The 24,966-nt window shown below is 71.1% G+C and carries 28 protein-coding genes and 1 pseudogene; 14 read left to right on the top strand and 15 right to left on the bottom strand.

Translation table 11 applies throughout. The features are described from left to right. Nucleotides 1-92: 92 nt before the first annotated feature. The 3 genes from AC5P1C_RS14075 to AC5P1C_RS14065 form a co-directional block, all read right to left on the bottom strand. Nucleotides 93-1,355 carry a cation:proton antiporter gene (locus AC5P1C_RS14075; protein WP_493866120.1) on the bottom strand — a complete coding sequence of 421 codons (1,263 nt, stop codon included), beginning with the start codon at nucleotides 1,353-1,355 and terminating at the stop codon, nucleotides 93-95. A 4-nt stretch (nucleotides 1,356-1,359) separates the two neighbouring features. After that, on the bottom strand, nucleotides 1,360-1,845 hold the full coding sequence (locus AC5P1C_RS14070; protein WP_493866119.1) for a cation:proton antiporter regulatory subunit: 486 nt from the start codon (nucleotides 1,843-1,845) through the stop codon (nucleotides 1,360-1,362). A 110-nt stretch (nucleotides 1,846-1,955) separates the two neighbouring features. Further along, nucleotides 1,956-3,497 carry an ATP-dependent DNA ligase gene (locus AC5P1C_RS14065; protein ID WP_493866118.1) on the bottom strand — a complete coding sequence of 514 codons (1,542 nt, stop codon included), beginning with the start codon at nucleotides 3,495-3,497 and terminating at the stop codon, nucleotides 1,956-1,958. Nucleotides 3,498-3,700: 203 nt separating this feature from the next. On the opposite strand from AC5P1C_RS14065, the gene AC5P1C_RS14060 reads away from it, so the two are divergent. Together AC5P1C_RS14060 and AC5P1C_RS14055 are read left to right on the top strand one after the other, a co-directional pair. Further along, complete coding sequence (locus AC5P1C_RS14060; RefSeq protein ID WP_493866117.1) at nucleotides 3,701-4,114, top strand: SsgA family sporulation/cell division regulator; 414 nt, start codon at nucleotides 3,701-3,703, stop codon at nucleotides 4,112-4,114. A 104-nt stretch (nucleotides 4,115-4,218) separates the two neighbouring features. Next, nucleotides 4,219-4,953 carry a siderophore-interacting protein gene (locus AC5P1C_RS14055; RefSeq protein WP_493866116.1) on the top strand — a complete coding sequence of 245 codons (735 nt, stop codon included), beginning with the start codon at nucleotides 4,219-4,221 and terminating at the stop codon, nucleotides 4,951-4,953. Here AC5P1C_RS14055 and AC5P1C_RS14050 read toward each other — a convergent pair. Beyond that, entirely contained in the window at nucleotides 4,929-6,107 is a 1,179-nt protein-coding gene (locus AC5P1C_RS14050; protein WP_493866115.1) for a D-alanyl-D-alanine carboxypeptidase family protein, read from the bottom strand. The genes AC5P1C_RS14055 and AC5P1C_RS14050 overlap by 25 nt on opposite strands. Nucleotides 6,108-6,599: 492 nt before the next feature. Between AC5P1C_RS14050 and AC5P1C_RS14045 the strand changes: the two genes are divergently transcribed. Further along, complete coding sequence (locus AC5P1C_RS14045; RefSeq protein ID WP_493866114.1) at nucleotides 6,600-7,427, top strand: NAD(P)H-binding protein; 828 nt, start codon at nucleotides 6,600-6,602, stop codon at nucleotides 7,425-7,427. A gap of 122 nt (nucleotides 7,428-7,549) precedes the next feature. On the opposite strand, the gene AC5P1C_RS14040 is transcribed toward AC5P1C_RS14045, so the two are convergent. The 3 genes from AC5P1C_RS14040 to AC5P1C_RS14030 are packed head-to-tail and all read right to left on the bottom strand — an operon-like array spanning nucleotide 7,550 to nucleotide 9,440. Next, nucleotides 7,550-8,041: a glutathione peroxidase gene (locus AC5P1C_RS14040; RefSeq protein ID WP_493866113.1), complete on the bottom strand. Its 492-nt coding sequence runs from the start codon at nucleotides 8,039-8,041 to the stop codon at nucleotides 7,550-7,552. 49 nt (nucleotides 8,042-8,090) lie between these two features. Beyond that, a complete protein-coding gene (locus tag AC5P1C_RS14035; protein WP_493866112.1) occupies nucleotides 8,091-8,636 on the bottom strand; it encodes a hypothetical protein in 546 nt (181 codons plus the stop codon). A gap of 12 nt (nucleotides 8,637-8,648) precedes the next feature. After that, nucleotides 8,649-9,440, bottom strand: coding sequence for an ABC transporter permease (locus AC5P1C_RS14030; protein ID WP_493866111.1), 792 nt, complete (start codon nucleotides 9,438-9,440; stop codon nucleotides 8,649-8,651). 190 nt (nucleotides 9,441-9,630) lie between these two features. On the opposite strand from AC5P1C_RS14030, the gene AC5P1C_RS14025 reads away from it, so the two are divergent. From AC5P1C_RS14025 to AC5P1C_RS14015, 3 genes are all read left to right on the top strand, one after another. After that, complete coding sequence (locus AC5P1C_RS14025) at nucleotides 9,631-10,716, top strand: S-(hydroxymethyl)mycothiol dehydrogenase (RefSeq protein ID WP_493866110.1); 1,086 nt, start codon at nucleotides 9,631-9,633, stop codon at nucleotides 10,714-10,716. After that, nucleotides 10,716-11,345, top strand: coding sequence for an MBL fold metallo-hydrolase (locus tag AC5P1C_RS14020; RefSeq protein WP_493866109.1), 630 nt, complete (start codon nucleotides 10,716-10,718; stop codon nucleotides 11,343-11,345). Before AC5P1C_RS14025 ends, AC5P1C_RS14020 begins: the two co-directional genes overlap by 1 nt. 156 nt (nucleotides 11,346-11,501) lie before the next feature. Further along, entirely contained in the window at nucleotides 11,502-12,221 is a 720-nt protein-coding gene (locus AC5P1C_RS14015) for a DUF2470 domain-containing protein (RefSeq protein ID WP_493866108.1), read from the top strand. Here the strand turns inward: AC5P1C_RS14015 and AC5P1C_RS14010 are convergent. Beyond that, nucleotides 12,192-12,482 carry a YkvA family protein gene (locus tag AC5P1C_RS14010; protein ID WP_493866107.1) on the bottom strand — a complete coding sequence of 97 codons (291 nt, stop codon included), beginning with the start codon at nucleotides 12,480-12,482 and terminating at the stop codon, nucleotides 12,192-12,194. The genes AC5P1C_RS14015 and AC5P1C_RS14010 overlap by 30 nt on opposite strands. Nucleotides 12,483-12,601: 119 nt before the next feature. Here AC5P1C_RS14010 and AC5P1C_RS14005 point away from each other — a divergent pair, with 119 nt between their 5' ends. Both AC5P1C_RS14005 and AC5P1C_RS14000 read left to right on the top strand, forming a co-directional pair. Beyond that, on the top strand, nucleotides 12,602-13,864 hold the full coding sequence (locus tag AC5P1C_RS14005) for an amidohydrolase family protein (protein WP_493866106.1): 1,263 nt from the start codon (nucleotides 12,602-12,604) through the stop codon (nucleotides 13,862-13,864). Continuing rightward, complete coding sequence (locus tag AC5P1C_RS14000) at nucleotides 13,857-14,438, top strand: isochorismatase family protein (RefSeq protein ID WP_493866105.1); 582 nt, start codon at nucleotides 13,857-13,859, stop codon at nucleotides 14,436-14,438. Before AC5P1C_RS14005 ends, AC5P1C_RS14000 begins: the two co-directional genes overlap by 8 nt. A gap of 20 nt (nucleotides 14,439-14,458) precedes the next feature. Here the strand turns inward: AC5P1C_RS14000 and AC5P1C_RS13995 are convergent, their stop codons facing one another. The 6 genes and pseudogenes from AC5P1C_RS13995 to AC5P1C_RS13970 form a co-directional block, all read right to left on the bottom strand. Continuing rightward, complete coding sequence (locus AC5P1C_RS13995; RefSeq protein WP_493866104.1) at nucleotides 14,459-15,253, bottom strand: SDR family NAD(P)-dependent oxidoreductase; 795 nt, start codon at nucleotides 15,251-15,253, stop codon at nucleotides 14,459-14,461. Between the two features lie 17 nt (nucleotides 15,254-15,270). Further along, nucleotides 15,271-15,939, bottom strand: coding sequence for a TetR/AcrR family transcriptional regulator (locus AC5P1C_RS13990; protein WP_493866103.1), 669 nt, complete (start codon nucleotides 15,937-15,939; stop codon nucleotides 15,271-15,273). 53 nt (nucleotides 15,940-15,992) lie between these two features. After that, a complete protein-coding gene (locus tag AC5P1C_RS13985) occupies nucleotides 15,993-16,163 on the bottom strand; it encodes a hypothetical protein (RefSeq protein ID WP_493866355.1) in 171 nt (56 codons plus the stop codon). Continuing rightward, nucleotides 16,149-16,315: pseudogene (locus AC5P1C_RS13980) on the bottom strand (alpha-amylase family glycosyl hydrolase); the annotation flags it as partial. The pseudogene AC5P1C_RS13980 and the gene AC5P1C_RS13985, both read right to left, overlap by 15 nt. 71 nt (nucleotides 16,316-16,386) lie before the next feature. Next, a complete protein-coding gene (locus AC5P1C_RS13975; RefSeq protein WP_493866102.1) occupies nucleotides 16,387-17,565 on the bottom strand; it encodes a lactonase family protein in 1,179 nt (392 codons plus the stop codon). Nucleotides 17,566-17,971: 406 nt separating this feature from the next. Beyond that, nucleotides 17,972-18,475, bottom strand: coding sequence for a transporter substrate-binding domain-containing protein (locus AC5P1C_RS13970; protein WP_493866101.1), 504 nt, complete (start codon nucleotides 18,473-18,475; stop codon nucleotides 17,972-17,974). A 410-nt stretch (nucleotides 18,476-18,885) separates the two neighbouring features. Between AC5P1C_RS13970 and AC5P1C_RS13965 the strand changes: the two genes are divergently transcribed. The 3 genes from AC5P1C_RS13965 (at nucleotide 18,886) to AC5P1C_RS13955 (ending at nucleotide 20,453) form a co-directional block, all read left to right on the top strand. Continuing rightward, complete coding sequence (locus tag AC5P1C_RS13965; RefSeq protein WP_493866100.1) at nucleotides 18,886-19,272, top strand: STAS domain-containing protein; 387 nt, start codon at nucleotides 18,886-18,888, stop codon at nucleotides 19,270-19,272. A 292-nt stretch (nucleotides 19,273-19,564) separates the two neighbouring features. After that, on the top strand, nucleotides 19,565-20,209 hold the full coding sequence (locus tag AC5P1C_RS13960; protein WP_493866339.1) for a TNT domain-containing protein: 645 nt from the start codon (nucleotides 19,565-19,567) through the stop codon (nucleotides 20,207-20,209). Between the two features lie 7 nt (nucleotides 20,210-20,216). Beyond that, nucleotides 20,217-20,453, top strand: coding sequence for a hypothetical protein (locus AC5P1C_RS13955; RefSeq protein ID WP_493866099.1), 237 nt, complete (start codon nucleotides 20,217-20,219; stop codon nucleotides 20,451-20,453). 42 nt (nucleotides 20,454-20,495) lie between these two features. Here AC5P1C_RS13955 and rpmF read toward each other — a convergent pair whose 3' ends face one another. Next, nucleotides 20,496-20,666 carry a 50S ribosomal protein L32 gene (rpmF, locus tag AC5P1C_RS13950; RefSeq protein ID WP_351156907.1) on the bottom strand — a complete coding sequence of 57 codons (171 nt, stop codon included), beginning with the start codon at nucleotides 20,664-20,666 and terminating at the stop codon, nucleotides 20,496-20,498. Between the two features lie 132 nt (nucleotides 20,667-20,798). Between rpmF and AC5P1C_RS13945 the strand changes: the two genes are divergently transcribed. From AC5P1C_RS13945 to AC5P1C_RS13935, 3 genes are all read left to right on the top strand, one after another. After that, nucleotides 20,799-22,307: a membrane-associated oxidoreductase gene (locus tag AC5P1C_RS13945; protein WP_493866098.1), complete on the top strand. Its 1,509-nt coding sequence runs from the start codon at nucleotides 20,799-20,801 to the stop codon at nucleotides 22,305-22,307. A gap of 129 nt (nucleotides 22,308-22,436) precedes the next feature. Next, nucleotides 22,437-23,531: a substrate-binding domain-containing protein gene (locus AC5P1C_RS13940; RefSeq protein WP_493866097.1), complete on the top strand. Its 1,095-nt coding sequence runs from the start codon at nucleotides 22,437-22,439 to the stop codon at nucleotides 23,529-23,531. Nucleotides 23,532-23,622: 91 nt separating this feature from the next. Continuing rightward, complete coding sequence (locus tag AC5P1C_RS13935) at nucleotides 23,623-24,954, top strand: ABC transporter substrate-binding protein (protein WP_493866096.1); 1,332 nt, start codon at nucleotides 23,623-23,625, stop codon at nucleotides 24,952-24,954. Nucleotides 24,955-24,966 lie beyond the last annotated feature (12 nt).

The raw sequence follows: 24,966 nt of genomic DNA, 5'->3' as shown, positions 1-24,966 counted from the left end.
CAACGGCGCGAACCGGCACGCAGATCCGATGAGCCCTGCGGCACGGCGGGGTACGCGGCGTCGCGCGCCGCGTACCCGGCCGAGGGCGGGCGTCAGGACCGGCCGCTCGTCTCCTGACCGTCCAACGACTCCTGCGCCGGTTGCTCCGGCTCCCTCGGCGAGGGCAGCGCGACGGCGGCCGCGGTTCCCCGGCGGCGCGACACGGCGCCGCCCACCAGCGCGGCCACCGGCTGTGCGAAGCGTGCGGTCAGCGGGCCGACGATCACGAGGATCAGGACGTACGCCGTCGCCAGCGGGCCCAGCCTGGGCTCGATCCCCGCGGTGACCGCGAGGCCCGCGATGACGATGGAGAACTCGCCGCGCGCCACAAGCGCACCGCCCGCCCGCCACCGTCCCTTGACGGAGATCTTGGCGCGGCGGGCCGCCCAGTACCCCGAGGCGATCTTCGTGCAGGCCGTCACCACGGCGAGCGCGAGCGCGGGAAGCAGCACCGGCGGAATGCTCGCCGGATCGGTGTGCAGGCCGAAGAAGACGAAGAACACGGCGGCGAACAGGTCTCGAAGAGGCGCAAGGAGGCTGTGCGCTCCCTCGGCGACCTCGCCGGACAGCGCGATGCCGACCAGGAACGCGCCCACGGCGGCGGAGACCTGGAGCTGCTGCGCGATCCCGGCGACCAGGATCGTGAGACCGAGGACGACCAGGAGCAGCTTCTCCGGGTCGTCGCTCGACACGAAGCGCGAGATGACGCGGCCGTAGCGCAAGGCGAGGAACAGCACAAGACCGGCCGCCCCGAGCGCGATGCCCAGGGTGAGACTGCCCGCGGCCCAGCCGACGCCGGCCAACAGGGCGGTGATGATGGGCAGATACACCGCCATCGCCAGGTCTTCGAGGACCAGGATGCTGAGGATGACGGGCGTCTCGCGGTTGCCGAGGCGGCCGAGGTCGTTCAGGACCTTCGCGATGACCCCGGACGACGAGATCCAGGTGACGCCCGCGAGGACGACGGCGGCGACAGGGCCCCAGCCCATCAGCAGGGCGGCGATGGCGCCCGGCACGGCGTTGAGCCCCATGTCGACGAGACCGGCCGGATACTGGGTCTTGAGATTGCTGACCAGGTCGCTGGCGGTGTACTCGAGCCCCAGCATCAGGAGCAGCAGGATGACGCCGATCTCGGCGCCGATCGCGACGAACTCCTCACTGGCGCCGAGCGGCAGCAGCCCTCCCTCGCCGAACGCGAGCCCGGCGAGCAGGTAGAGGGGGATGGGGGAGAAGCGGAACCGTCCGGCGAATCTGCCGAGCAGCCCGAGCGCGAGAATGATCGCGCCGAATTCGATCAGGAAGACAGCGGAGTGCATCGAATCACTCCCGGCCGAGTATCGCGGCGGCGCTCTCCACACCCTCGCGGGTGCCGATCACGATGAGCGTGTCCCCGCCCGCGAGACGGAAGTCAGGCGCGGGCGACGGGATGGCCTCGGCCCTGCGCAGCACGGCGACGATGGAGGCGCCGGTCTCGGTCCGCATCTGGGTCTCGCCGAGCACCCGCCCGTTCCAGTGCGACGTGCCGGTCACCTCGATGCGCTCGGCGACGAGGCCGAGGTCGGTGGTGTGCAGCAGGTTCGGGCTGTGGTGCGAGGGCATCAGGGCGTCGATCAGCGCGTCCGCCTCGCCCGAGCTGAGCCGCAGCGAGAGCGCGCACTCGTCGGGGTCGTCGGCGCGGTAGGCGCTGAGGGTACGCGCGCCGTCCCGGTGCGCGACGACCGAGAGACGGCGCTGTTCTCGGGTCGTCAGGTCGTACCGGATTCCGATGCCTGGAAGTGGCGTCTGGCTCAGGCGTGAAGCGGGCACAGCTCTTCCCCTAGGTGCTGTTCGGGCGGATGGGCGTCAAAACCGCGTTAAGGTCACCCTATCGGCCTGCTCTTTGCCTGAACTTGGTGGTAGAGGTCCCGCTCCGAGAGCTAAAGCCGGCGCTCCGCGAGAACCGTCTCGACGGAATCGGCCTCGGCGGGTGTTTTGTCCTCGCGGTAGCGGACGACCCGGGCGAATCGGAGCGTGACCCCTGCTGGGTAGCGGGTGGACTTCTGCAGCCCGTCGTAGGCGATCTCGACGACGAGCTCCGGACGTACGGTCACGAGGAAACCGTCGTCGCTGACCGCGAGCTCACGCAGCCGCTCGGTCTGCCAGGCGAGCATCACGTCGGTCATGCCCTTGAAGGTCTTCCCGAGCATGGCGTACGTCCCGTCCGCGCGCCGGGCACCGAGGTGGAGGTTGGACAGTTTGCCGGTCCGCCGCCCGTGCCCCCACTCGGCGGCCAGGACCACGAGGTCCAGGGTGTGCACGGGCTTGACCTTGAGCCAGCTCGCCCCGCGACGCCCGGCGATGTAGGGAGCATCGAGGGCCTTGAGCACCACGCCTTCATGACCGCGCCGCAGCGTGTCGGCGAAGAAGTCATCGGCGGCGCGGAGTTGAGCCGGGTCGGAGGGGTCGGCGACGACGGCGCGCCGTACGCGCATCGGCTCGGGGACGAGCCGCGCGAGGTGGCTGTGCCGCTCGGCGAACGGCAGATCGAGGAGATCGAGCCCCCCGGCGTACAGAGCGTCGAAGAAGACGGGAGAGACGGGAAGTCCCGCGGCGGCGGTGGCGACATCGACTCGGGAACCGACGCGCCCGGCGACCTCTTGGAAGGGGCGAGGCCTGCCGTCGCCGTCGAGTGCGATGACCTCACCGTCGAGGATGAAGGCCTCGTCCGCCAATCCCCGGGCGGCGGCGGTGAGTTCGGGCAGCCGATCGGTGATGTCGTCGAGGGTACGGGTGTACACGCGCACGTCGTCCCCGTCGCGGTGCACCTGGACGCGAATGCCGTCCAGCTTCTCCTCGACGGCGCACGGCCTCCCCAGCTTGCCGACGCCCTCGGTGACGGAACCGGCGCCGTGCGCGAGCATCGGAAGCACGGGCCGGCCAACCCTGAGCCGGAACCCTTCAAGGGCGCTCGGCCCCTCGGCGAGGAGGGCCTCGGCGACAGGGGTCACCGCCCCCGCCAGCATCACCGCGCGCCGCACGGCGGTCGCCGGTGCCTCCGTGGCCCGAGCGAGCCCCTCCACGGCGATGGCGTCGAGCGCACCCTGCCGGACTTCCCCGGTCAGCAGCCCGACGAGAAACCGCTGCTCGTCACCGGTGGCAGCCCCCATCAACTCCCGCACCAGCCGCTTGCGTCCGGCCTGTGACCCCTGCCCGGCGAGCGCGCCGATGGCGGTGAGGGCGGCGTCGGTGGCCTGGACGGTGAGAGTGGGTTCGGCGGCGGGAGGCGGCGCCTCCTTGAGAAGGCTCCACCCGATACCCAGCCGCCCCTGGGGAAGACGGCCCGCGAGATAGGGGATGACGATGGGGGCGTCCGCGGGGGTGGCCGCGCGGAAGAGGTCGGCGAGGAGGCCGATCTTCCGGGAACGGGCGGGGGTGGTGGCCACGGCGGCGGACACGTGGGCGAGGCGGGCTAGGAGCATGCGATGTCCTTTCCCCGGTCGGGGCCATCCCCGAAACAAGGGGTGAGCCTGGGGGTGCTGCCCCACACTCCGCTCGCCGAAGTGGCGTAGGTCACAGAGATTGATCCGGATGTCGCGTAATGAAAGCCCTCGCCGCGGACTCGAACAGACACGGAAGAAAGCAGAGCGAGCAGCGGCAGCTGCGGCACCAGAGGAGTCCGATCATGGCCGTCACCCTTGAGCAGCCCGCTCGTGCCCGTCTCGTCACCCCCGAAAGGCGCGAGCGCTGGGTGCCCGTGACCCTGCGCTACGCGGCCGACGACCCCCTGGCCGTCCAGATCACCTTCCCGCCGGAGGCCTCCCTCGATGGCGCGGAGGTCACCTGGATCTTCGCCCGTCAGCTCCTCGATGACGGGCTTCGCGCCCCTGCGGGCGGGGGTGACGTGCACGTCTGGCCGTGCGGGCGGGCGCGCACGGTCCTCGAGTTCCATGCGCCGCAGGGTCTCGCTCTGGTGCAGTTCGACAGGGTCGTACTCCAGCGGTTCCTGCTGCGTACATACGCCGCCGTGGGCGCGGGGCGCGAGGCCGCGGATCTCGACCTGGAGCGGGATCTGGCCCGCCTGCTCGGCGGAGTCTGAGTGAGGCGGCCGAGTGGGGCGTTCGCACCCAGCCGTTATTAGGTTAGGCTGCCCTAACTTAATGCTGGTGAGCGGTTTCCGGCCGTTCAGGGGAGGGGAATCCGATGGGCCATGGCTGGGAAGGCGTCGTCCTCAAGTTGTTCCGCGGCAAGGACTTCGCGTTCACCGTGACCGGCGCCGAGGACGTCACCGAGCACTACCGGCGCCTGCACTTCACGGACGGCGGCATGCTCGCGCAGACCGGAGTGCATCCGACGATGTGGGTGCGCCTGTGGTTCGACCACGCGGACGGCAGGCACCACCAGCGCGCCTACACCCTGGTGGACCCCGATCCCGCCGCCGGGACGTTCAGCCTGGAGTTCGCTCTGCACGATGGCCGCGCGAGCGACTGGGCGCGCGAGGCGGGGCCGGGGGACAGGATCGGGGCCACCCTGCAGGGCACCGGCTTCGACGTGCCCGACCCGCTGCCCGGACGGCTCCTGGTGATCGGGGACACGGCGGCGGTCCCGGCCGTCAACTCGCTCCTCACCGCCATGCCCCACGTGCCGGCGACCCTCTGGCTCGAGACGCAGCACCCCTCGGACCACGACCTCGACCTGAGTCTCACCCCGGGCCTGCACGACCTGCACCGCGTGGAGCGGCGTGACGCGGGCGGCCACCTGGTCGAGGCGGTCAGGGCCGCGCTGCCCGCGCTCCTCGATGACCCCGCCGGCGTGTACGTATGGATCACCTGCGACACGACGACGACCCGGGCCCTCACCTCGTACGTCCGCAAGGAGCTCTCGATCCCGAAGCAGCGCGTGCACGCGTTGGGCTACTGGCGCCCCGAGAAGCGATAGGCACGGGCCGACCTCCTTCGGATCACCACCACCGCACCTGCCACCAGGGCCGCCGAACCCGCGGCGACGAGCAGGATCGCGGTCCAGTCCGAGCCGTCCGCATCGACCGAAGTGGCGACGAGCTCGGCAGCGGGCCCCTGCGCCGTGCGCTGCCTCTCGCTCTTGGGGATCAGCGAACCCACCGGCCTGACGTGTTCGGCGGCCTTGAAGCCCCAGTCGAGGAGCGACCTGGTCTCCTCGTACACGCGGTGCCCGCCCTCCGCTTGAGGGTTCATCACCGACACGACGAGGGTTCGCCCTCCGCGCTGCGCCGCGCTGATGAGGGTGTTGCCCGCGTGACTGGTGTAGCCGTTCTTGATGCCGAGCAGGCCGGGGTAGCGGCCCACGCCGTCGGCTCCGGTGAGGAGACGGTTGGTGTTCTGGATGGGGTAGGACCAGTTGCCGTGCGGGAACTTGGCGACCGCCGTCGAGCAGTAGCGGGCGAACTCCGGGTCGGCGAGCCCCGCCCGGCCGAAGACCGCCAGGTCGTACGCCGATGAGACCTGCCCCGGCGCGTCGTAGCCGTCGGGAGAGACCACATGGGTGTCGTGGGCGCCCAGGGCGCGGGCCTTGGTGCGCATCTGACGGACGGTCTGCTGCCAGCCGCCGTTCAGCTTGGCCAACACGTGCACGGCGTCGTTGCCGGAGCTGAGGAACACGCCGCGCCACAGGTCGGCGACGCTGTAGCTGCGCCCCGCCTCGACCCCCACCAGGCTGCTGCCGTCCCCGACGCCGTCGAGTTCGCTCTGGGTGACCCTGTGCCGGGCCACGGGGTCCAGGTGGGGCAGGGCCGTGAGCGCGAAGAGCGACTTCAGGGTGGAGGCGGGCGGCAGTTGGCGGTGCGCGTCGTGCGCGGCGAGCACTTCGCCCGAACGGGCGTCGGCCACCACCCAGGACAGCGCGGAGACGTCGCTCGGCACGGCAGGGGCGCCGGCGTTCGGCCGGACCTGAACGCCCGGCCGGTCGAGGAGGTTCGAGGAGTACGCGGGGCCTGGCTTGGGCGGCGTGGGCTCGTCGGCGGCCGCGGAGGCGGGTGTGGGCAGGAGGACCAGAGCGGCTGCCGCGAGGGCCGCGGTGCGGGCGGATGAGGAGCGCGAGAGGTACCTGATGACCATTCAGTCACCGTATGAGCGCTGGCCGAAGACCGCAGGTCAGCTTGGTCCGGCCGGATGTACGGGGTGGCCGCCGACCGTATCTGCGTGCGCTCTTCCCGAACCCGCCGTCCCTGCCCACACCGCTGGGCAGGGACGGCGGAGGGGGGCTCTGATGGCAGCTCGACGGAAAGGCACACGGCTTCGCGGAAGCGGCACAAGGGCCGGGGAAGCCCTGGGCGGTGCGCGGCGCCGTGCTGCTCCTGGAGCTGGCGCTGATGACCGGACCGTGATCGTCCAGTGCAAGCGGTACGCGCCGAACCGCACCGTCGCCAGCCGCGACCTGCCTGGAGGGGGGGAAGGCGCGGACAGCCGTGCGTGCCAAGGGAGTTGTGAGGTCGGTCACGCATACCCCCTCTCGCCATTACTTTCCCCTAGGTACCTACTGCCCCCGCACCGATAGCTTCCGTCGAGTCGGCACAGAACGACTCGGCAGAACGACTCAGGGGAGCGAGAATGATCGTGGTCACTGGAGCTACGGGCAACGTCGGCAGGCCGCTCGTGCGGGCCCTCGCCGCGGCGGGCGAACAGGTAACGGCCGTCTCACGGAGGATATCCGCGCCGGACGTCCCCGAAGGCGTACGGCAGCTGCGCGCCGACGTCGCCGACCCGGCGGGCCTGGGGCCCGCACTCGACGGCGCCGACGCCCTGTTCCTGCTCACCTCCGGCGACCTGGTGCTCGGCGGCGGAGACATCGACGGCGCCCTCGAAGCCGCGCGGTCCCGCGGTGTACGGACGGTCGTCCTGCTGTCCTCGCAGGGCGTCGGGTCGCTGCGTCACCCTCCGGGGTTCGAGAACGCCGTCAAGCGTTCGGGCCTGGAATGGACGGTGCTGCGCCCGGGAGGGTTCGGCTCCAACGCCTTCCTGTGGGCCGAATCGGTCCGTGAGCGGCGCGAGGTGACCGCGCCGTTCGGCGATGTCGCGCTGCCGGTCGTCGATCCGCTCGACATCGCGGAGGTCGCGGCCGCCGCGCTGCGCGACACGGGCCATGCAGGCGCCACGTACGAACTGACCGGACCGGTGTCCCTCTCGCCCCGGGAGCAGGCCGCGGCGATCGGGGACGAGCTGGGCGAGGCGGTGCGCTTCGTCCCGCAGAGCCGGGCGGAGGCGCGGGCGCAGATGGTGCGGTTCATGCCCGCTCAGGTGGTGGACGCCACCCTCGCCATCCTGGGCACTCCGTCCGCCGAGGAACAGCGGGTGAGCCCCGACGTCGAGCGGGTCCTCGGGCGCCCGCCCCGTAGGTTCGCCGAGTGGGTGGCACGGAACGCGACCGCCTTCAAATAGGCCCCCTCTAAGCCCGCCGCTCAGCCGCGCGGCCGAGCGTGGATGCCCGGTCCGGTCCGCTCGTTCCCGGCACCTCCACGCCCGGCCGCGGTCGCATACCGCGCCTTGTCGGTGTGCCTGGGTTACTTCGGCAGGTTCGCCTCGATCACGGCGACGACCTCAGGGGCGTCGGGCTCGGTCTTCGGGCCGAACCGGGCCACCACGTCGCCGTCCGCGTTCGTCAGGAACTTCTCGAAGTTCCAGCGGATGTCGCCGGTGTGCCCCTCGGCATCCGCCGTGCCCACGAGGTTGTCGTACAGCGCGTGCCGGTTGTCGCCGTTCACGTCGACCTTCTCGGTCATCGGGAACGTCACGCCGTACGTCGCCGAACAGAACTCGGCGATCTCGTCCGACGTACCGGGCTCCTGGCCCATGAACTGGTTGCAGGGCACGCCGAGGACGGTGAAGCCACGGGCCGCGTACTGCTCGTGGAGGCGCTCCAGGCCCGCGTACTGCGGGGTGAGGCCGCACTTGGAGGCGACATTGACGATCAGGACGGACTTGCCCAGGTACTGGCCCAGGTCCGCCGGGCCGCCCTGCAGGGTTTCGATCTTTACTGCGTCGTAGACAGACATGGTCCGGAGCCTACGCTCCGGACGACGCTCCTCACGTCGACGGTTCGGTCTACGTGGACAGCTCCGCGCGCCACTGGCGCGGCCACTCTCCCGAGGGCGGGGGAGCCCCGCCGATGCCGAGATCGTCGCGTGCCCTCTCATAGAACTGGTCGCGTGCGGCACTGGCGATCTGATGCGCCCTGCTCCAGTCGGTCGGTTCGCTGACGCCTTCCCGCACGAGGAGCTCGATGGTCCACACGGCTTCATGCCACTTCCGGGCCGCCGCGATCGTGGGGCCGTCTCCCACCAGCAGCATCGATTCCCACTCGGCCGCGCGATGGGACTCGGCCTCGGCCAGGTCGGCGAACCCGCGCTCCGGCTCCAACGGGTCGGTCACGTCCGCGTACCCCAGGGCCGCACCGATGCGCTGGGCGATCCGGAGCTGCACCTTGAGGACGTTTCCGTAGCGGCTGTACGTCTCGAACCGCTTCTCGTCCCACCGCTCCAGCTTCTGTATCTTCCACTTCCGCCGTTCGGTCAGGCTCTGGGCAGCGTACGAACCCACGGAACCCACTACGACGCCGATCAGTGCGGGCAGTTGGTCTGCAAGCGACATGGTTCCCCCTCGTCACTCCAAGATAGTTGCCCCCGTCCGGTTCAGACGTCCGCAGGCGACCAGTTCGACCGTCACGGCCACCGCGATCGCCTGGACCGCCATCAGGGCGATCAGGACGAACAGTTGCACCGCGCCCGCGAGGGCCGGTGACGCGCCGCCCAGGAGCATGCCGACGAAGGCTCCGGGCAGCGTGACCAGGCCCACCGTGCGGGTCTGGTCGAGCCCCGGGAGCAGGGCGTCCGACGCGGAGGGCCGGATCACCTCCAGGCGGGCGTCCCGGTCGAGCAGGCCGAGGGCCAGGCCCGCCTCGAACTCGCCCTTGCGGGCTTGGAGTTCATCGAGGGCCCGGCGCCCGCCGAGCACCGTCGCCGTCAGGGCGCCGCCGATCAGGATGCCGGTCACGGGGATCATGGCGATGCCGCGCACCGGAAGGAGGCCGGCCAGGACCAGGCAGGTCACCACCGGCACCACGGGGCCCGCGATCGGCAGCGCGGCCCACCACCAGCTGCCGTTGGCGGTGATGCGGCGCCCGGCGGTGCGCGCGGCGACGGCGAACATCAGGAGCAGGAAGGCGAAGAGCGCCACGACGTGGTGGATCACCCAGCCGATCACCAGGGACACCACGCCCAACTGGACTGCCGCCCGCACTCCGGCCACCAGGATCTCCCGCGCCCTGCCGTACGACCCGTCGGGGGAGAGGCGGAACACGGCGGCGGTCGTGGCGGCGGCTAGCAGCAGGACGAGGAGTGCCACACCGAGCGTGGCGTTGACCGGAAGCAGGGCCCCAGCAGCGAGATCGCGCACGCGCCCACCTTAGGCCGGGCGCGTCCCGCGGATCAGAGGCGGACGGGGCGGACGGTGGAATCGATGATCGGAACTCGTGCGTCCGGGGTCGTCGCGGGCGGGCCCGGTCTGTGAGGATGCGGGAAGAACATGTGATGCCGGACGAGCAGCAATGCCGGACGCTGGACCGGAAGAAAGAAGGGCTGACCTCATGGCGCAGCAGGTACAGGGCGTGATCGCGCGCGCGAAGGGCGAGCCGGTACGGATCGAGACGATCGTCGTGCCGGACCCGGGGCCCGGGGAGGCCGTGGTGAAGGTGCAGGCCTGCGGCGTCTGCCATACGGACCTGCACTACCGCGAGGGCGGCATCAACGACGACTTCCCCTTCCTCCTCGGCCATGAGGCGGCGGGCGTCGTCGAGTCGGTCGGCGAAGGCGTCACGGAGGTCGTGCCCGGCGACTTCGTGATCCTCAACTGGCGTGCCGTGTGCGGCCAGTGCCGTGCGTGTCAGCGCGGACGTCCCCAGTACTGCTTCGCCACGCACAACGCGAAGCAGAAGATGACCCTCACGGACGGCACGGAGCTCTCGCCCGCGCTCGGCATCGGAGCCTTCGCCGAGAAGACCCTCGTCGCCGCCGGTCAGTGCACCAAGGTCGACCCGGCCGCGTCCCCCGCGGCGGCGGGGCTCCTGGGCTGCGGTGTCATGGCCGGTATCGGCGCGGCCATCAACACGGGCAACGTGGGACGCGGCGACTCGGTCGCCGTCATCGGTTGTGGAGGCGTCGGCAACGCGGCGGTCGTGGGCGCGCGGCTCGCCGGAGCCGCGAAGATCATCGCCGTCGACATCGACGACAAGAAGCTGCGGACGGCCGAGGGCCTGGGGGCCACGCACACCGTCAACTCCCGCGCGGCCGACCCGATCGAAGCCATCCGCGAGCTGACCGACGGCAATGGAGCCGACGTCGTCATCGAGGCGGTCGGTCGCCCGGAGACGTACGAACAGGCCTTCTACGCCCGCGACCTGGCGGGCACGGTCGCCCTGGTCGGCGTGCCGACGCCGGAGATGCGCATCGACCTGCCGCTCCTTGACGTCTTCGGGCGCGGCGGCGCGCTCAAGTCGAGCTGGTACGGAGACTGTCTGCCATCGCGCGACTTCCCGATGCTCATCGACCTCTACCGGCAGGGCCGTCTCGACCTGGACGCCTTCGTCACGGAGACGATCGCGCTCGGGGACGTGGAGAAGGCGTTCGAGCGCATGCACCACGGGGACGTCCTGCGTTCGGTGGTGGTCCTCTGATGGCGGCGCGCATCGACCACTTGGTCACCTCGGGCACGTTCTCCCTCGACGGGGGCACCTGGGACGTCGACAACAACGTATGGATCGTGGGTGACGACAGCGAGGTCGTCGTCATCGACGCCGCACACGACGCGGACGCCATCGCGGCCGCGGTCGGGGAGCGCCGGGTCGTCGCGATCGTGTGCACGCACGCGCACGACGACCACATCGACGCGGCACCGGCGCTCGCCGCCCGTACCGGCGCGCCGATCCTGCTGCACCCCGCCGACGCGGAGCTGTGGAAGCAGACCCACCCCGACCGCGCCCCCGACGGCGAGCTGTCCGACGGACAGGAACTCACCGTGGCCGGCACGGAGTTGAGGGTCATGCACACCCCGGGCCACTGCCTGGGCGCCGTCAGTCTCTACGCGCCCGCGCTCGGCGCGGTCTTCACCGGCGACACGCTCTTCGCGGGCGGTCCTGGAGCGACGGGCCGGTCGTTCAGCGACTTCCCGACGATCGTCGACTCGATCAGGGACCGGCTGCTCACGCTGCCCCCGGAGACGGTGGTGCGGACCGGGCACGGCGACAGCACCACGGTGGGCGCGGAGGCGCCGCACCTGGAGGAGTGGATCGCCCGCGGTCACTGACCGCGTCGACGACACCAACTGACGTACGTGACCGGGGCCCGGCCCGGAGCACCCGAATGGCCCCGCGTGGTTCACCGCGCGGGGCCGTTCGCGTACTGGCCCTGTTCCACGATCTCCGATAAGTTAGGCAAGGCTTACCTAATGGAGGTTTCAAGGATGGGTGTCCGTCACGCCAGCACGTCCGTGCCCACCGCAGCGGCACGCGCTCGCTCACTGCTCACCACCGCGTGGTCCTGCGCGGTGACCACGGAGATCGGCAGGGATGAACTCGTCGGGGCGCACAGCGTCACGCCGGAGGGCATTCTCCTGCTGTCACCGCCCCCCGACAGCGCGCTGGCCACGGCGATGATCTGCGCACCGCGCGGCGAGCCCTCCACCCTGGTGGAGTTCGCCGACGTCGCCCCCGTGCCGGTCAGGGATCGGATCCGGGCACGTCTGTGGCTCTCGGGATCACTCGTACCCGACGGGGAGGGATTCATCTTCGCGCCGACCTGCGCCGTGCTGCACGACTCCACGGGCGGTCGCATCGGCATCGACCTCGACGAACTCGCCCTGGCCGCCCCCGATCCGCTGGCCGAGGCCGAGGCGCGGCTGCTCACCCACCTCGCCGACGCCCACGAGGACGCCGTCGAGCAGCTGACCCGGCTCGTGTGCGCCGACAGCCTGCACGGAGTGGTGCGCGTACGCCCGCTCGCCATCGACCGCTACGCCCTCACCCTGCGCCTCGAGAAGGCCCGCAGTCAGGCGGACGTCCGGCTCGCCTTCGACGAGCCCGTCGAGGACCTTGCCCAGGTGACCGAACGCATGCACGTCCTGCTGACCAAAGCCCGGCACCTGCGCCGCCCGCTACTGCGCCCCACGTCCCCCGACGCCTGAATTCGCCGACCTCATGGACCGCAGCGCGAGCACGAGCACCCCGATGTCATCGAGAAGCACCGGATCGGGCAGCAGATCCGCCGGCAGCACGAGATAGGCGACCGCGCCCCAGAACACCCACTGGCGTTCCACCGGCAGCCCCGCCGCGCGCAGCGTGCGGCGCGCGCGGACCAGACGTACGAGCAGCGCGATCGCGACCGCGAGCATCGCGACCACCAGGATCGCGCCGGCAACAAGGAGGACCGTGACTTCCGTGCTCATCAGACCCTGACCTCCGTTCTGCGACGTCCTGCGCGGGCACTCGGCCCAGGCTATGGGTACCCGCCGGACGCCGCGCGAACAGCGCTCCTGCCTTGCTGTGACGGACACTCTGCCCCGTCATGACGGACGATGGAGGACGGCACCACCGCCAGCTCCTCCAACTCCTTCCCGGAAAGGCAGAGATGAGCCAGACGAGCCAGACGCTGCTCACGGCAGGGCGGGTTCTGACCGGGCCGCGTGGCCAGTGCGTCACGGACGGCGCCGTACTGACACAGGGCACCGACATCGTCGCCGCGGGCGTCCGGACCGAGGTCGAGCCCCTGGCACATGGCGTGTCGCAGCGCATCGCACTGCCCGACGCCACGGTGCTGCCCGGACTCATCGACGCCCATGTCCACCTGGTCTTCGACGCGAGCAAGGATCCCGTCGCGGTCCTGGACGCGCACAGCGACACCACCCTCATGGCGGCGATGGAGGAGCGAGCGCTGCAGTTCCTGTGCAGCGGCGTCACCACCGTGCGCGACCTGGGGGACCGGAACCGTCTCACCCTGTGCCTGCGCGACGAGATCGCCGCGTCCCGGGTCCCGGGCCCGCGGATCGTCGCCGCCACGACGCCGCTGACCACGAAAGGCGGCCACTGCTGGTTCCTGGGCGGTGAGGTCGAGGGTGAGAGCGAGATCCGCGCCCTGGTGCGGCGCAACGCCGAGCTCGGCGCCGACGTCATCAAGGTCATGGCCACCGGCGGCGGTCTCACCCGGGGTGGCCCCGCCACCTGGCAGGCCCAGTTCGGCGCCCCCGAGATCCGCGTCGTCGTGCGCGAGGCGCGCCGGGCAGGGCTGCCGGTCGCCGCCCACGCGCACGGCACCGCCGGGATCGTCGCCGCCGTGATGGCGGGCGTCGACACCATCGAGCACTGCACCTGGATGACCCGCAAGGGCCTCGGCCTGCGCGAGGACGTCCTGGAGGCCATCGTCGCCAAAGGCATCCGGATCTGCCCCACCGTCAGCCCGAACTGGCGGATGCTGCCCATGTTCTTCGGAGAGGAACGGGCCAAGGCGATGTTCGACCAGGTCCGCACGATGGCGGAGCGCGGGGCGCGGCTGATCGCCGGGACGGACGCCGGGGTCCAGCGGGCGGGCTGCGACGGCCTGGCCCAGAGCCTGGGCTTCTACCAGCACTTGGGCGTCGAACCCGACCGCGTCATCGACATGGCGACCACGGAGGCCGCCGACGCCCTGGGCATCGCCGACCACGTCGGACGCCTGGCCGCCGGATACCGCGCCGACCTCATCGCGGTGCACGGAGATCCGCTCAAGGACGTGGCGGCCCTGGGCGACGTACGGCTGATCATGGCGAACGGCAAGATGGTGGACCATGAGTGAGTCATCGGCAGGTCCCACCGAGCCCGTCCAGGCGCTGATCGTCGTCGACCTGCAGTACGCCTTCGTCACCGGCGAAGGCGCCGTGCCCGACGCGGCCCGCGTCCTCGACCGGACGACCGACCTGATCACGCGGGCCCGCGCCGCGGGCGCCGTCGTCGTCCAGCTCCAGAACGACGGCGAGCAGGGAGCCGTCGACGAACCCGGCACCCCCGGCTGGGAGATCCACTTTCCCGTGCACGCCGACCGGGGCGAACAGGTCCTGCGCAAGACCGTCGACGACGGCTTCGAGGAGACCGGACTCGCGAAACTGCTCGCCGATGCGGGCGTGCGCGACCTCGCAGTCTGTGGGGTGCAGTCCGAGATGTGCGTGCTCGCGACCGCGCGCACGGCCCTTGAACTGGGCTTCCGTGTCGTCCTGCCGCACGACGCGCACGCGACGTACGACATCCCGGCCGCCGAAGGCATCAGCGACACGGTCCCGGCGGCGATGGTGTCCCGGGTCGCCGAATGGGCCCTCGGCGACGAGGTGGAGATCGTCGCGAGGGCCCAGGACGTCGACTTCACCAAGCCGTAGGCGGGGTGGCGGCGAGGGGATCAGCGGGCGGTGTACGCGCCGTCCACCAGGTGGTAGCTGCCGTGGATGAACGAGGCCCGCTCCGAGAGCAGGAACACGATCAGGTCGGCCACCTCCTCGGAGCGGCCGAGGCGGCCCGCCGGGTGCAGGGAGACGAGGGCGTCGTACGCCTCCTTGTCCATGTTCTGCAGGAGCGGCGTCTCGATGAAGCCGGGGCCGACCGCGTTCACGCGGATGCCCTTCGCCGCGTACTCGGCGGCGGCGGTCTTGGTCAGGCCGACGACTCCGTGCTTGGCGGCGACGTAGGCGGGGGAGCCCGCGAAGCCGACGGAGCCGAGTATCGAGGCGACGTTCACGATGGCGCCCGCGCCCGCGGCCTCCAGGACCGGGAGCTCATAGCGCATCGAGTAGAAGACGCCGTCGAGGTTCGTGCGGATGACGCGGTTGTAGACATCGATGTCGTACGCGCCCGTCGGCTTGCTCTCCCCGCCGATGCCCGCGTTGTTGACCGCGAGGTCGAGCCCGCCGAACGTGTCGACAGCGAACCGCACGGCGGCCTCGACCGACGCGGGCTCGGTGACGTCCACGGCGACCGCGGCGGCCTTGACGCCCTCCGCGAGGAGCTGCGCGGCGGCCTTCTCCGCACCCTCGGCGTTGTGGTCGGCGATGACGACGTTCGCCCCGCCGGCGCCCAGGCGGCGGGCGGTGGCCAGGCCGATGCCGGAGGCGGCACCGGTGATCAGGGCGGTCTTGCCCGCGAACTCGGTGGCGTAGTCGGGGACCGAGGCGGCGGACGGAGTGGGGGTGGTGCTCATGGTGCTCTTCACTTTCCTCATGCGATGTGGGGGGCCGCGAGTGCTGCCTCCCCGGTCAGAACGGCGTAGGCCCGCTCCACGTGCGCGGTGAGGTCTGCGTCGTCTCTTCCTTCGGCGTGCCCGCCGCGCGCCCAGCTGCGCAGGGCGGCGGTCAGCACTCCGGCGGCGGCGCCGACGACGACGGCCGGGCGCTGGTCCCGGGCGGGGTCGGTGCCGAGCCGGTCGGCGATGATGCGGACGGACTCGTCCTGGGCGTCGACCCGGACGCGTTCGTACGCGGCGAACAGTGCCGGTTCCGTGTCGACGAGCGCCAGGAGCGCCCGTGTCCGGGACCGGCGGTGCAGGCCCGGAGCCTCCGGGTCGGTGAGCCACTCCCGCACGGCCGCGCGGTAGGCCGCCAGCGGGGGCTCGTCGGCGGGGCGGGTGCGCAGGGCCGCGTTGATGCGGTCGCCGTCGGCGCGCGTGAAGTCGAGCGCCGCCGCCTCCTTGCTGCTGAAGTGGCGGCTGAAGGTGCGGCGCGTGACGTCGGCGCGCTCGGCGACGGCCTCCACGGTGACGGCCGCGAGGCCGTGCTCCAGGATCAGGTCGATGGCCGCGTCGGCGAGCGCCTCCCGGGTCTGCCGGGCCTTGCGCTGCCTGCGGTCCTCGCCGGACCCTGAGCCGGATTCCGTCACCTTGTCGTTCACGTCTTCGACTGTACACCCGTGATGTCCCAATGGGACACCTGTCCCGTCGGGACTTAAGCGGAAGGGGGTGTCGGACGCAGATCGAAGACGCCGTACCCGAACCCGCGCGCCGTGACGACCCCGCTCCCGGCCTCCACCCCCTGCGCCTCCAGGGCCAGCGGGCCCGTCCCGCCTGCGGCATCGGTGGTGAACGCGGCCGGTGCGCTGCGGGGGTTGATCACCACGGCGTTGCCCCCCAGCCAGGCCAGGGGTCCAGATGCGCGGTGATGCCGTTGAAGTCACCGATGCCGTCGCCGTCGGAGTCGGCGAAGGACTGCGGATAGATCTGGTGGAAGACGGCGTCGGAGAGCCAGGCGGGGGCGGGGCGGAACGAAGTCCTGGGGCGGACGCGGCCTTTCCTTCGTACGTGGCGGAGACGGGCGGAGTACCCGTTCCGACTGCCAACGCCTACAACGGCAGCGCACATACCGCGATCGGGGCGGCGAACGGCTTTCCCGCCAGGCGCAGTCGGCCTGTCTTGCCGACCTGGAAGACGCTCACCGAGCTCGACTTCTGGTTGGCCGCGAACAGCAGCCGCTGCGACGGCGAGAAGGCGATGTGCCGGGGGAAGTCGCCGCCGACGGGGACCGTGTCGAGCAGCCGCAGCCGGGCGCCGCCCGCCTCGATCGCGTACCGCGTGAGGCTGTTGTGCCCGCGGTTGGCGAGGAAGGCGAAGGAGCCCTCGCGCGTGACGAGCAACTGCGCCGGATAGCTGGTGCCCTCGCCCGTGCCGGTGGTCTGCGGAGAGCCGGGAGTCAGCCGCCCGCTCGCGGGGTCGTACGCGCAGACGACCACGGTGTTGTCGAGCTCGTTGGCCAGATACGCGAAGCGTCCGGAGGGGTGGAAGGTGAGGTGGCGCGGCCCCGCGCCCGGTCGCAGCGTGGCGTACGAGACCTGGGTGAGCTTCCCCTTCTTCGCGTCGAGACGGTAGCTGTAGACGGTGTCGTTGCCCAGGTCGACGGCGAGGAGATGACCGCCGTCCGGGCTGGTCACGATCTGGTGGGCGTGCGGCCCGTCCTGACCGGGACCGGGAGGCGGGCTGGAGTGAGTGACGAGGTCGCTCAACTCGCCCAGTGCGCCGGAGCGTTGGACCGGGTGGAGGGCCACGTTCCCGGAGACATAGTTGGCGCTGAGCAGCCAGCGCCCGCTCGGGTGCACGGACAGTTGGCAGGGACCCGCGCCGCCGGTGTCGCGCGCGCCCAGGACTTCCGGTCCCTCGGCGGAGAGCCTGATCGCGGTCACGCCGCCCTGCTCGCGCTCATTGACGGCGTAGAGAGTCCGACCCGAGGGATGGAGGCAGAGGTAGGAGGGATCGGGTACGCCGGTCAGCGTGCCGGTGCCGGTGATGTGCCCCGTCGCTTCGTCGTAGGTGGCCAGACCGATGCCGGTGCCGCCGTCCGGCCGGCTGGTGTAGGTGCCGAGGTAGAGCGGGCGGGCGCGGTACGGCGGCCATCCCGGGGCCGGGGCGGACGCCGAGGCGACTGCGGCAGGCGCGGACGCGGCGACGGCAGTGGCGGCGAGCGCTCCGATGAAACCCCGCCGTCCCCAGTCGCCTGCCGTACGCTGCCCGTCGTTCTCACCGGTCATGCCTGCCTCCATGTCCGTTCGTGACTCATGCGTCGGTGGTGACATACGTGGCAGACACAGTGGCGCCCGGAAACTCCGAGGACAAGAGGCACAACGGGAGTTGCGTTCTGTGCAACGCCGACTGGCGTCGAGCCGGTGTCGAGCCAGTGTCGATCAGGTGAGGGGAGTTCTCCCCGCGGGGCTCGCGGTGACCGCTGCGCCGGTGCTCTTCCTGCTGCGCCTCACCCAGGATTCGGTGCGGGAGGCGAGGGCGGTGAGCAGCAGGTTACGCATGGCCGACGAGCCTGAACTTGCCGCGGTGCGCGCGTTGGGCGGCGAATCCGGCCAGAATCGCGTCGTCGTTGGTGAGGGCGTCGACGACCTCGTTCTCCAGGCCGGTCAGACACTCCGTGGGCGAGCTGAACTCCTACAGGTCGGCATCGGGCGCGAGTTCGTCCTTCACGTTCTGCGCCGACGTGGACCCGGTGACCGAGCAGAGCTTCCGGGAGTTCAGGTCCTTCGCACCCTTGATGGACGTGTCCTCGGCGCGGACGAGCAGGTCTTGGTGGGCGAGGAAGTACGGCCCGGCGCAGGAGACCTTCCGCTTGTGCTGCTCGGTGATCGAATAGCTGGCGACCACGAGGTCCACGTCCCCGCGCACCAGCAGGTTCTCGCGCTCGGCCGGGACGGTCGCCTTCCAGGCGATCCGGTCCTTCGGCACGCCCAACTGCCCGGCGACATAGGTGGCGACGTCGATGTCCAGGCCGCGGTACACGCCGTCGGGGCCCCGGAGCCCGATGCCCGGAAGGTCATCGCGGACAGCGATGGTCAACCCGTCATCGCCCTGCCCGCCGTCCGACCCGCCGCACCCGGCGGCGCCGGTCAGGACCAGGGCGACCAGGGCCGCCGCGGTCTGCCTGCAACGCCTCATCCGGTCTTCCCCCTCGCCGTGCCGGCCTGCCGGGCGGGCCCCGCCCGGAAACCCCGCAGAACAGCCGACGTCCCACACGTGTTCAGCGGCCACAACGACACGATCCGGACATCTGCGGCGCCCCCGAGGGCCGTTCGGAGGACGAACAGGCGAATCGATGGCGCAGGCAGCGCGGGAAAGAGCGCGGCGAATACGCAGAGTAACTGCGGCCAACTTGCCCTGAATGCGCGCCGCGAGGTGGCCGACGATAGCCCCCCGAGGTATGAACTGGCCCTGAGCGGGCAAGATGTAGATGCCAATCGCGGTGCCGCCCCGGACCCGGGCGGCGTTTGGCGCCGATCTCAAGGTCGCGTCGCTCGCGTTGTCGTTACTCTTCGTATGCGGGGTGGAGTGAAGTTGGGGGGTGAACCATGGGCACGCCCGACCCGGGCTTTGCGCTGCACCACCGCGTGGTCGGCGAATCGATCATTCTGACGTTCCACGGTGAGCTGGACGCCTGGGCGGATCTGGAACTCGCGCCGTGCGTAGCGGAGTTACTGGACCGGCCAGGCGCTGATGTGGTCGTGGACCTGCGGCAGGTGACGTTTCTGGACGCCGGCGGTCTGCGGCTGCTGGTCCGGATCAAGGCCCTGGCCGTCGCGAGGCGGTGTTCCCTGCGCCTGGTGCGCAGCGGTCCGCGCGTCTGGCGCGTGCTGCGCATCACGCGGCTCGACCACAGTTTCACCGTCCTGGACGGCATGCCCGCCGCCCTGGACGCGACGGACGACTGTGAGGGAAACCTGAACAGACCAGCCTAGAGCAGGGGCCGTTCTCCTCTTCGCCGGCCTCGCCCCGGCCCTCCTCTGCGGCCACCCCCGCAGCCGCCCGCCCCGAGCTGCGGTGCACCGCCGGTACCGCCCTCTGTCGGCGCCGGGATCCGATGGCCGGTTCCGGCTCGCCGTGACGGAAGTTGACCACTGAGAGCCACTGCTCGGATACGGTGTGCGAGCTGTTTTCGTTTCCCGTGGATACGCGAGGAGTCGCTGAGTGGACCGCAGTTCTGTGATCCGGATCCGTACCGTCCTGGCCGCGCTCGGCGTGGCGACCGCGATGGCGGTCGCACCCACCGCGACAGCGGCGGAGGAGCAGAAGCCGGCGCCGTCGCCGGCGGGATCGTCGTCGCCTTCGGCACCGCACGAACCCTGCACCGGCGAGTTCCACAAGGACGCCCGCCTCGGCCCCAAGTGGCTCCCCAAGAAGTGGCAGGAGCCGGTCGGCCCGCTGCTCAAGGGGTGGAAGCGCACGGGCGGTCTCTCGCCGGCGTCCTTCCTGAAGAAGTACTGGGAGGGCCCCGCCGACACGGGCAGCTGGAAGTACCCGCCGAACGACGGCTTCGAGACGGTCAACGGCCAGGTCGACAAGCACCCCGAGGAGCTGGAGAAGGGTGAACTCCTCGACCGGTTCGGATCGGAGTACGGCTCGTTCCTGGCCCCCGCGGGCGACTCGTACGCCGAGCGCGCACTGCCTCCGCAGAACCTCAACACCCGTGACGCCGCGGTCGCCTGCGACTACCGCGTCTACGAGGTGAACAAGCCGTTCTACGTCTGGCAGGGCGGCATCGCCCCGTGGTTCGCGCAGCCCGGCGGCGGCCAGCAGATCAAGCTCGACGCGGTGTTCCTTGACCCGGGGGAGGGGCAGCGCCTGAACGTGAAGTGGCTGCTCGACCACGGCTACCTCGAGCCCGCGAACGACTAGCGCGCCGATGGACGTCCGTGGGCTGCCTGCCGCACTGACCGAAGCCGGTGTCGCCGACGGCTACTACTGGATCGAGGGCGTCCACGAACCGGTTCCCACGCCCCCCGACTTCGTCTACCTGCGGAGAACCGGGGACGGCGAGGCGTGGGAGACCGGAACGTACGAACGCGGAACGCACCACCCCCTCGCCCGGCACGCGGACGAGGGGGAGGCCTGCGAGCATCTGCTGCGGCTGCTGCTGTGAGAGCGCGAGGGCCGTATGCCCACCCGGCGGCGGCCGTGTCTCTCAGCCCTCGGGGCGCAGCAGCCCGCGCTCGTACGCCTTGGCCAGTCGCTGGGGCACCAGGTACGCGGAGCCGTCGACAGTGATCGGCACGAGCTGCGGGGTGCTGGCCTTCCACTGCGCCCGGCGGTGACGGGTGTTGCTGCGGGACATCTTCCGCTTGGGTACGGCCATGGGTGCGGGTCCTTTCTCGGCGGTGCGACGTCGAGGCTATATGAAAATGGATCCCATTTCGAATGGTCTCCGCGTCGGCGGACCCAAGCCCGTGGTTGACAGCCCGATCGCGCCCGCGACAGCATCCGGCCGATGGAGATCACCGACCTGACACCGGCGGAGCACCGCGTCTGGCAGGCGTTTCCCCTCGGCGAGGGCGTCGACTTCCGCGAGAGCCACGACGAGGACCCCGGGGCCGGTGCCTCCTGGGGGCCCGAGCGGACGGTGCGCGCCGAGGTACTGCGGGCGCTGCTGCTCAACGGGCCGACGCGGGACGGCGAGACGGCGGGCATGAAGCTGACCGGCGCGCGGATCACCGGCTGCCTCGACCTCTTGTACGGGACGGTCGAGCATCCCGTACGGCTGCGGTCCTGCCACTTCGACGGGACGCCGAACCTCTACGGTGCCCAGGTCCGCGCACTGGTGCTCAGCGACTCGGTCCTTCCGGGTCTCAGGGCCGGGGACCTCCGCGTCGAGCTGGTCCTGCGGATCAGCTGCTGCCGCATAGCCGGTCCCGTCCGGCTCGCGGGCGCGCAGATCGCCGGCACCTTCTTCGCCAATGGGGCGGAGCTCGGCACCCCGACCGCCCCCGACGAGCCGCCCGCGCCGGACTCGCCAGATCCGGAAGGGGCGGCGGAAGCGGTGCTGCAGCTGAATCACGCCGTGATAGGAGCCGATGTATGGGCGGTCGGCCTGGTGGCCCACGGCCAGGTCCGGCTGAACGGTGCGACCGTCGCCGGGCAGGTCAATCTCGACAGCGCCGTGTTGAACGCTCCCGGTGACGTCGCCCTGTACGCCGAGACCCTGTCGGTCGGCACCGATCTGCGGGCCATGCGGCTGCGCGCCCGCGGCACGCTCAACCTGAGCGGCGCCAGAATCCCGCGGCACGTCAATCTGGCCTACGCCCGCCTCTCCCGCCCCGGTGGGACGGCGCTGCGCGCCAGCAGCTGTGTCGTCGGCGAGCTGTGGCTGCGCGAGGCCGCTCCGATCCACGGCGCCGTGAACCTGCGCCGCTCCCAGCTCGACCTGCTGCACGTCCCTCCGGAGGTGTGGCCGGGCGAGGTCAAGCTCGATGGCCTCACGTACCAGAGGATCGCCCCGCACCTGCCCGCCGAACAGCGACTGCCGCTGCTCGAGCGTGAGGCGGCGGGCTATCTCCCGCAGGGCTACGAGCAGTTGGCCACCGCGTACCGCACGGTCGGCGACGAGGCCGCGGCCCGCACCGTGCAACTGGCCAAGCTCCGCCGCCACCGGCGCACCCTGCCCCCGTACGCCAGGATCTGGGGCCATCTCCAGGACGTGACGGTCGGCTACGGATTCCGGCCGATGCGCGCCGCCGGATGGCTGCTCGTCCTGCTGCTCACCGGGGCGCTCGCCTTCGGCCTCCACCATCCGCGCCCGCTGAAGTCCGACGAGGCGCCCGAATTCAACCCCGTCTTCTACACCCTCGATCTGCTCCTGCCGATCATCGGCTTCGGTCAGGAGTCGGCCTTCGCGCCGGACGGCTGGTACCAGTGGCTCGCGTACCTGCTGGTCGCCACGGGCTGGGTCCTTGTCACCACCGTCGCGGCAGGCATCACACGCTCGCTCAGCCGCCAGTGATGGGCCGCTCATGACGAGCCGCGCCCGACGAACATCGCCGACCTGGACATGGGCGGGCCATTGATCGATATCCTCCAGCGAAACGCTCAAACGAACACCTGATGGGTACGTCGCGAGGGGGTCGGCAGTATGCGGGAGCCGAGGGATGTCAGGCGGCAGCGGATACTCGCGGTCGTGGAGTCGCGGGGCGAGGTGCGGCTGAGTGACCTCGCCGACGATCTCGAGGTCTCGGTGATCACCGTGCGCCGGGACGTCGAAGACCTCGCCCGGGAGGGCAAGTTGAGGCGGGGGCACGGGGTGGCGCGGTCGGTCGGGTCCGTGGAGCGCAGCGCCGCGCCTGCCGAGCCGATGACGGGCGCCGGGGCCGTGGCGCTGATGGTGCCCGAGCGGCACACCTACCTGTACGAGACGATGCACGGGGCCCGAGGCGTCCTGAACGAGGCCGGGATACGGGTCGCGCTGCACATCGCACCGCAGGTGGAGGGCGCCGAACGGCCCCTGGTCGAGCGGGTGTTGGCCGAGGATGTGCGGGGTCTCCTCATTGCTCCGCGCTGGCGCACGTCGGCCGAGGAGGAAGCGGACTACGCCTGGCTCGCCGCCTCGGGTGTGCCCACGGTCCTGATGGAGCGGCGGCCGCGCGCGGGCAGTGCGTTGCACGCCATGGACTCGGTCTGCACCGACCACTGGTACGGCATCCACCTCGCCGTCGACCACCTCGTCCAGCTCGGCCACCGGCGGATCGTCCTGGCCGCACGCGACGACAGCCCGACGGCCCGCGCGCTGCGTGCCGCCTTCGCCGATATCGCCGCCGCACGGCCCGAGATCGAGGACTGGAGCGTGATGCTCAGCGCCGAGGGCGCCGGTCCCGGCCGCGTGCGCGAGCCGCTCGACCTCGCGGCGCGGCTGCGGGAGCGCGGGGCGACGGGCGCCGTGCTGCACGGCGACGTCGACGCGCTGATGCTCGTGTCGCAGCTCATGGAGCGCGGGGTGCGGGTTCCGCAGGACTGCTCCGTGGTGGCGTACGACGATGTGGTGGCCGCGCTCGGCAGCACTCCCCTCACCGCCGTGGCCCCGCCGAAGCACGAGGTGGGACGGACGGCGGCCGGTCTACTGCTGCGCAGGCTCGACGAGTTGGCGGGGCAGGGCGCGGGGACGCCGCAGCGGGTGGAGCTTCTGCCGGAGCTCAAGGTCCGCGGATCCGCCACGCACGCACGGATCGTTTGACCGCTTCAGTTTCTTTTGATCGGTCTATTGACCGGCATCGTTCACGCGATCAGGATTCCCGTGTCCCGAACAAGAGCCGCGGGAGGCACCCATGCCTGGTCGACCGAGCCGCCGGTCCCTGCTCGCCGTGACAGCCGCCGTTCCCATGGCAGGTGCACTCAGCGCCTGTTCGGGCAGCACGGGCCGGACGTCGCGCGGCAGGGGCGGCACCACACGCATCACCTTCTGGTCCGCGCTGCGCGGAAGCCAGGAAGTGGTCGACGCGTTCAACGAGACCCACGACCGCATCCAGGTCGAGTTCCAGCAGATCCCCTCGGGGGCCATGGGCGGATACGCCAAACTCAGCAACGCAGCCCGAGCCGGGAACGCCCCGGACGTCGCCACCCTTGAGTACCCCCAGGTCCCCGGCTTCGCCATCGACGGCGTCGCCCGGGACATCACCTCCCTGATGACCGACCGGCTGCGCGCCAAGCTGCTGCCACAGGCGCTCGGCCTCACCACCTTCGAGAAGCGGGTCTTCAGCGTCCCGCTCGACGTCGAGCCGATGGTGCTGCACTACCGCACCGACCTGTTCGACACGTACGGCATCGAAGTCCCGCGCACCTGGGACGAGTTCACCGAGGCCGCCCGCACCGTGCGCGACAAGGCGCGCGACCGGCGCATCGCGCTCTTCCCCACCGACGGCGGCACCCAGTTCGCCGCGTGGGCCTGGCAGGCGGGCGCCCAGTGGTTCGACACCCGCGACGGCGCCTGGAACGTCTCGCTCACGGACCGCCCGACCCGGAAGGTCGCGGCGTACTGGCAGCGGCTCATCGACGACGATCTGCTCTTCGTCAACGCCTCCGAGAGCAGGCACTACGACTCCCAGCTCAGCGAGGGCCTGGTCCTTGCCCGGCTCAGCGGCGCCTGGGACGCCGGCTCGCAGATGAACGCACGGCCGGGCCAGAAGGGCCTGTGGGCACTCGCCCCGCTCCCGCAGTGGGACCCCGGCAACCCCGTCGTCGGCACCCACGGCGGATCCACCTTCGCCGTCACCAAGGACAGCCGGCACCCCGAAGCCGCCATGGAGTTCATCGAGTGGCAGGTCGCGCACCCCGACGCCCTGCGCGCCCGCCTCTCCAGCGGCGCGAGCAGCCAGTACCCGGCCGTCCCCGACCTGGTCCCCGTGGGCCGGAAGGCCTTCGACCGGGCCTACTACTCCGGCCAGGACATCTACCGCCTCTTCCAGGAACAGGCCGAGACGATCCGCGACGGCTGGGTCTGGGGGCCGCGGATGACCGCCACCCAGAAGGTCATGCAGGACGGCTTCGCCCGCGCCGGCGGCGGCCAGGGCTCGCTCATCGACGCCGTGCGCGCCGCGCACGACGGCACCATGCCGGACCTCAGGGCGCTGGGCCTTACGACCTCCGAGCACAGCACATGAGCAGAAAGGCAG

The organism is Streptomyces sp. A18 (genome assembly GCF_059026065.1).
The sequence above is the reverse complement of the archived record's forward strand: the minus strand, read 5'-3'. Positions and strand labels throughout refer to the sequence as shown.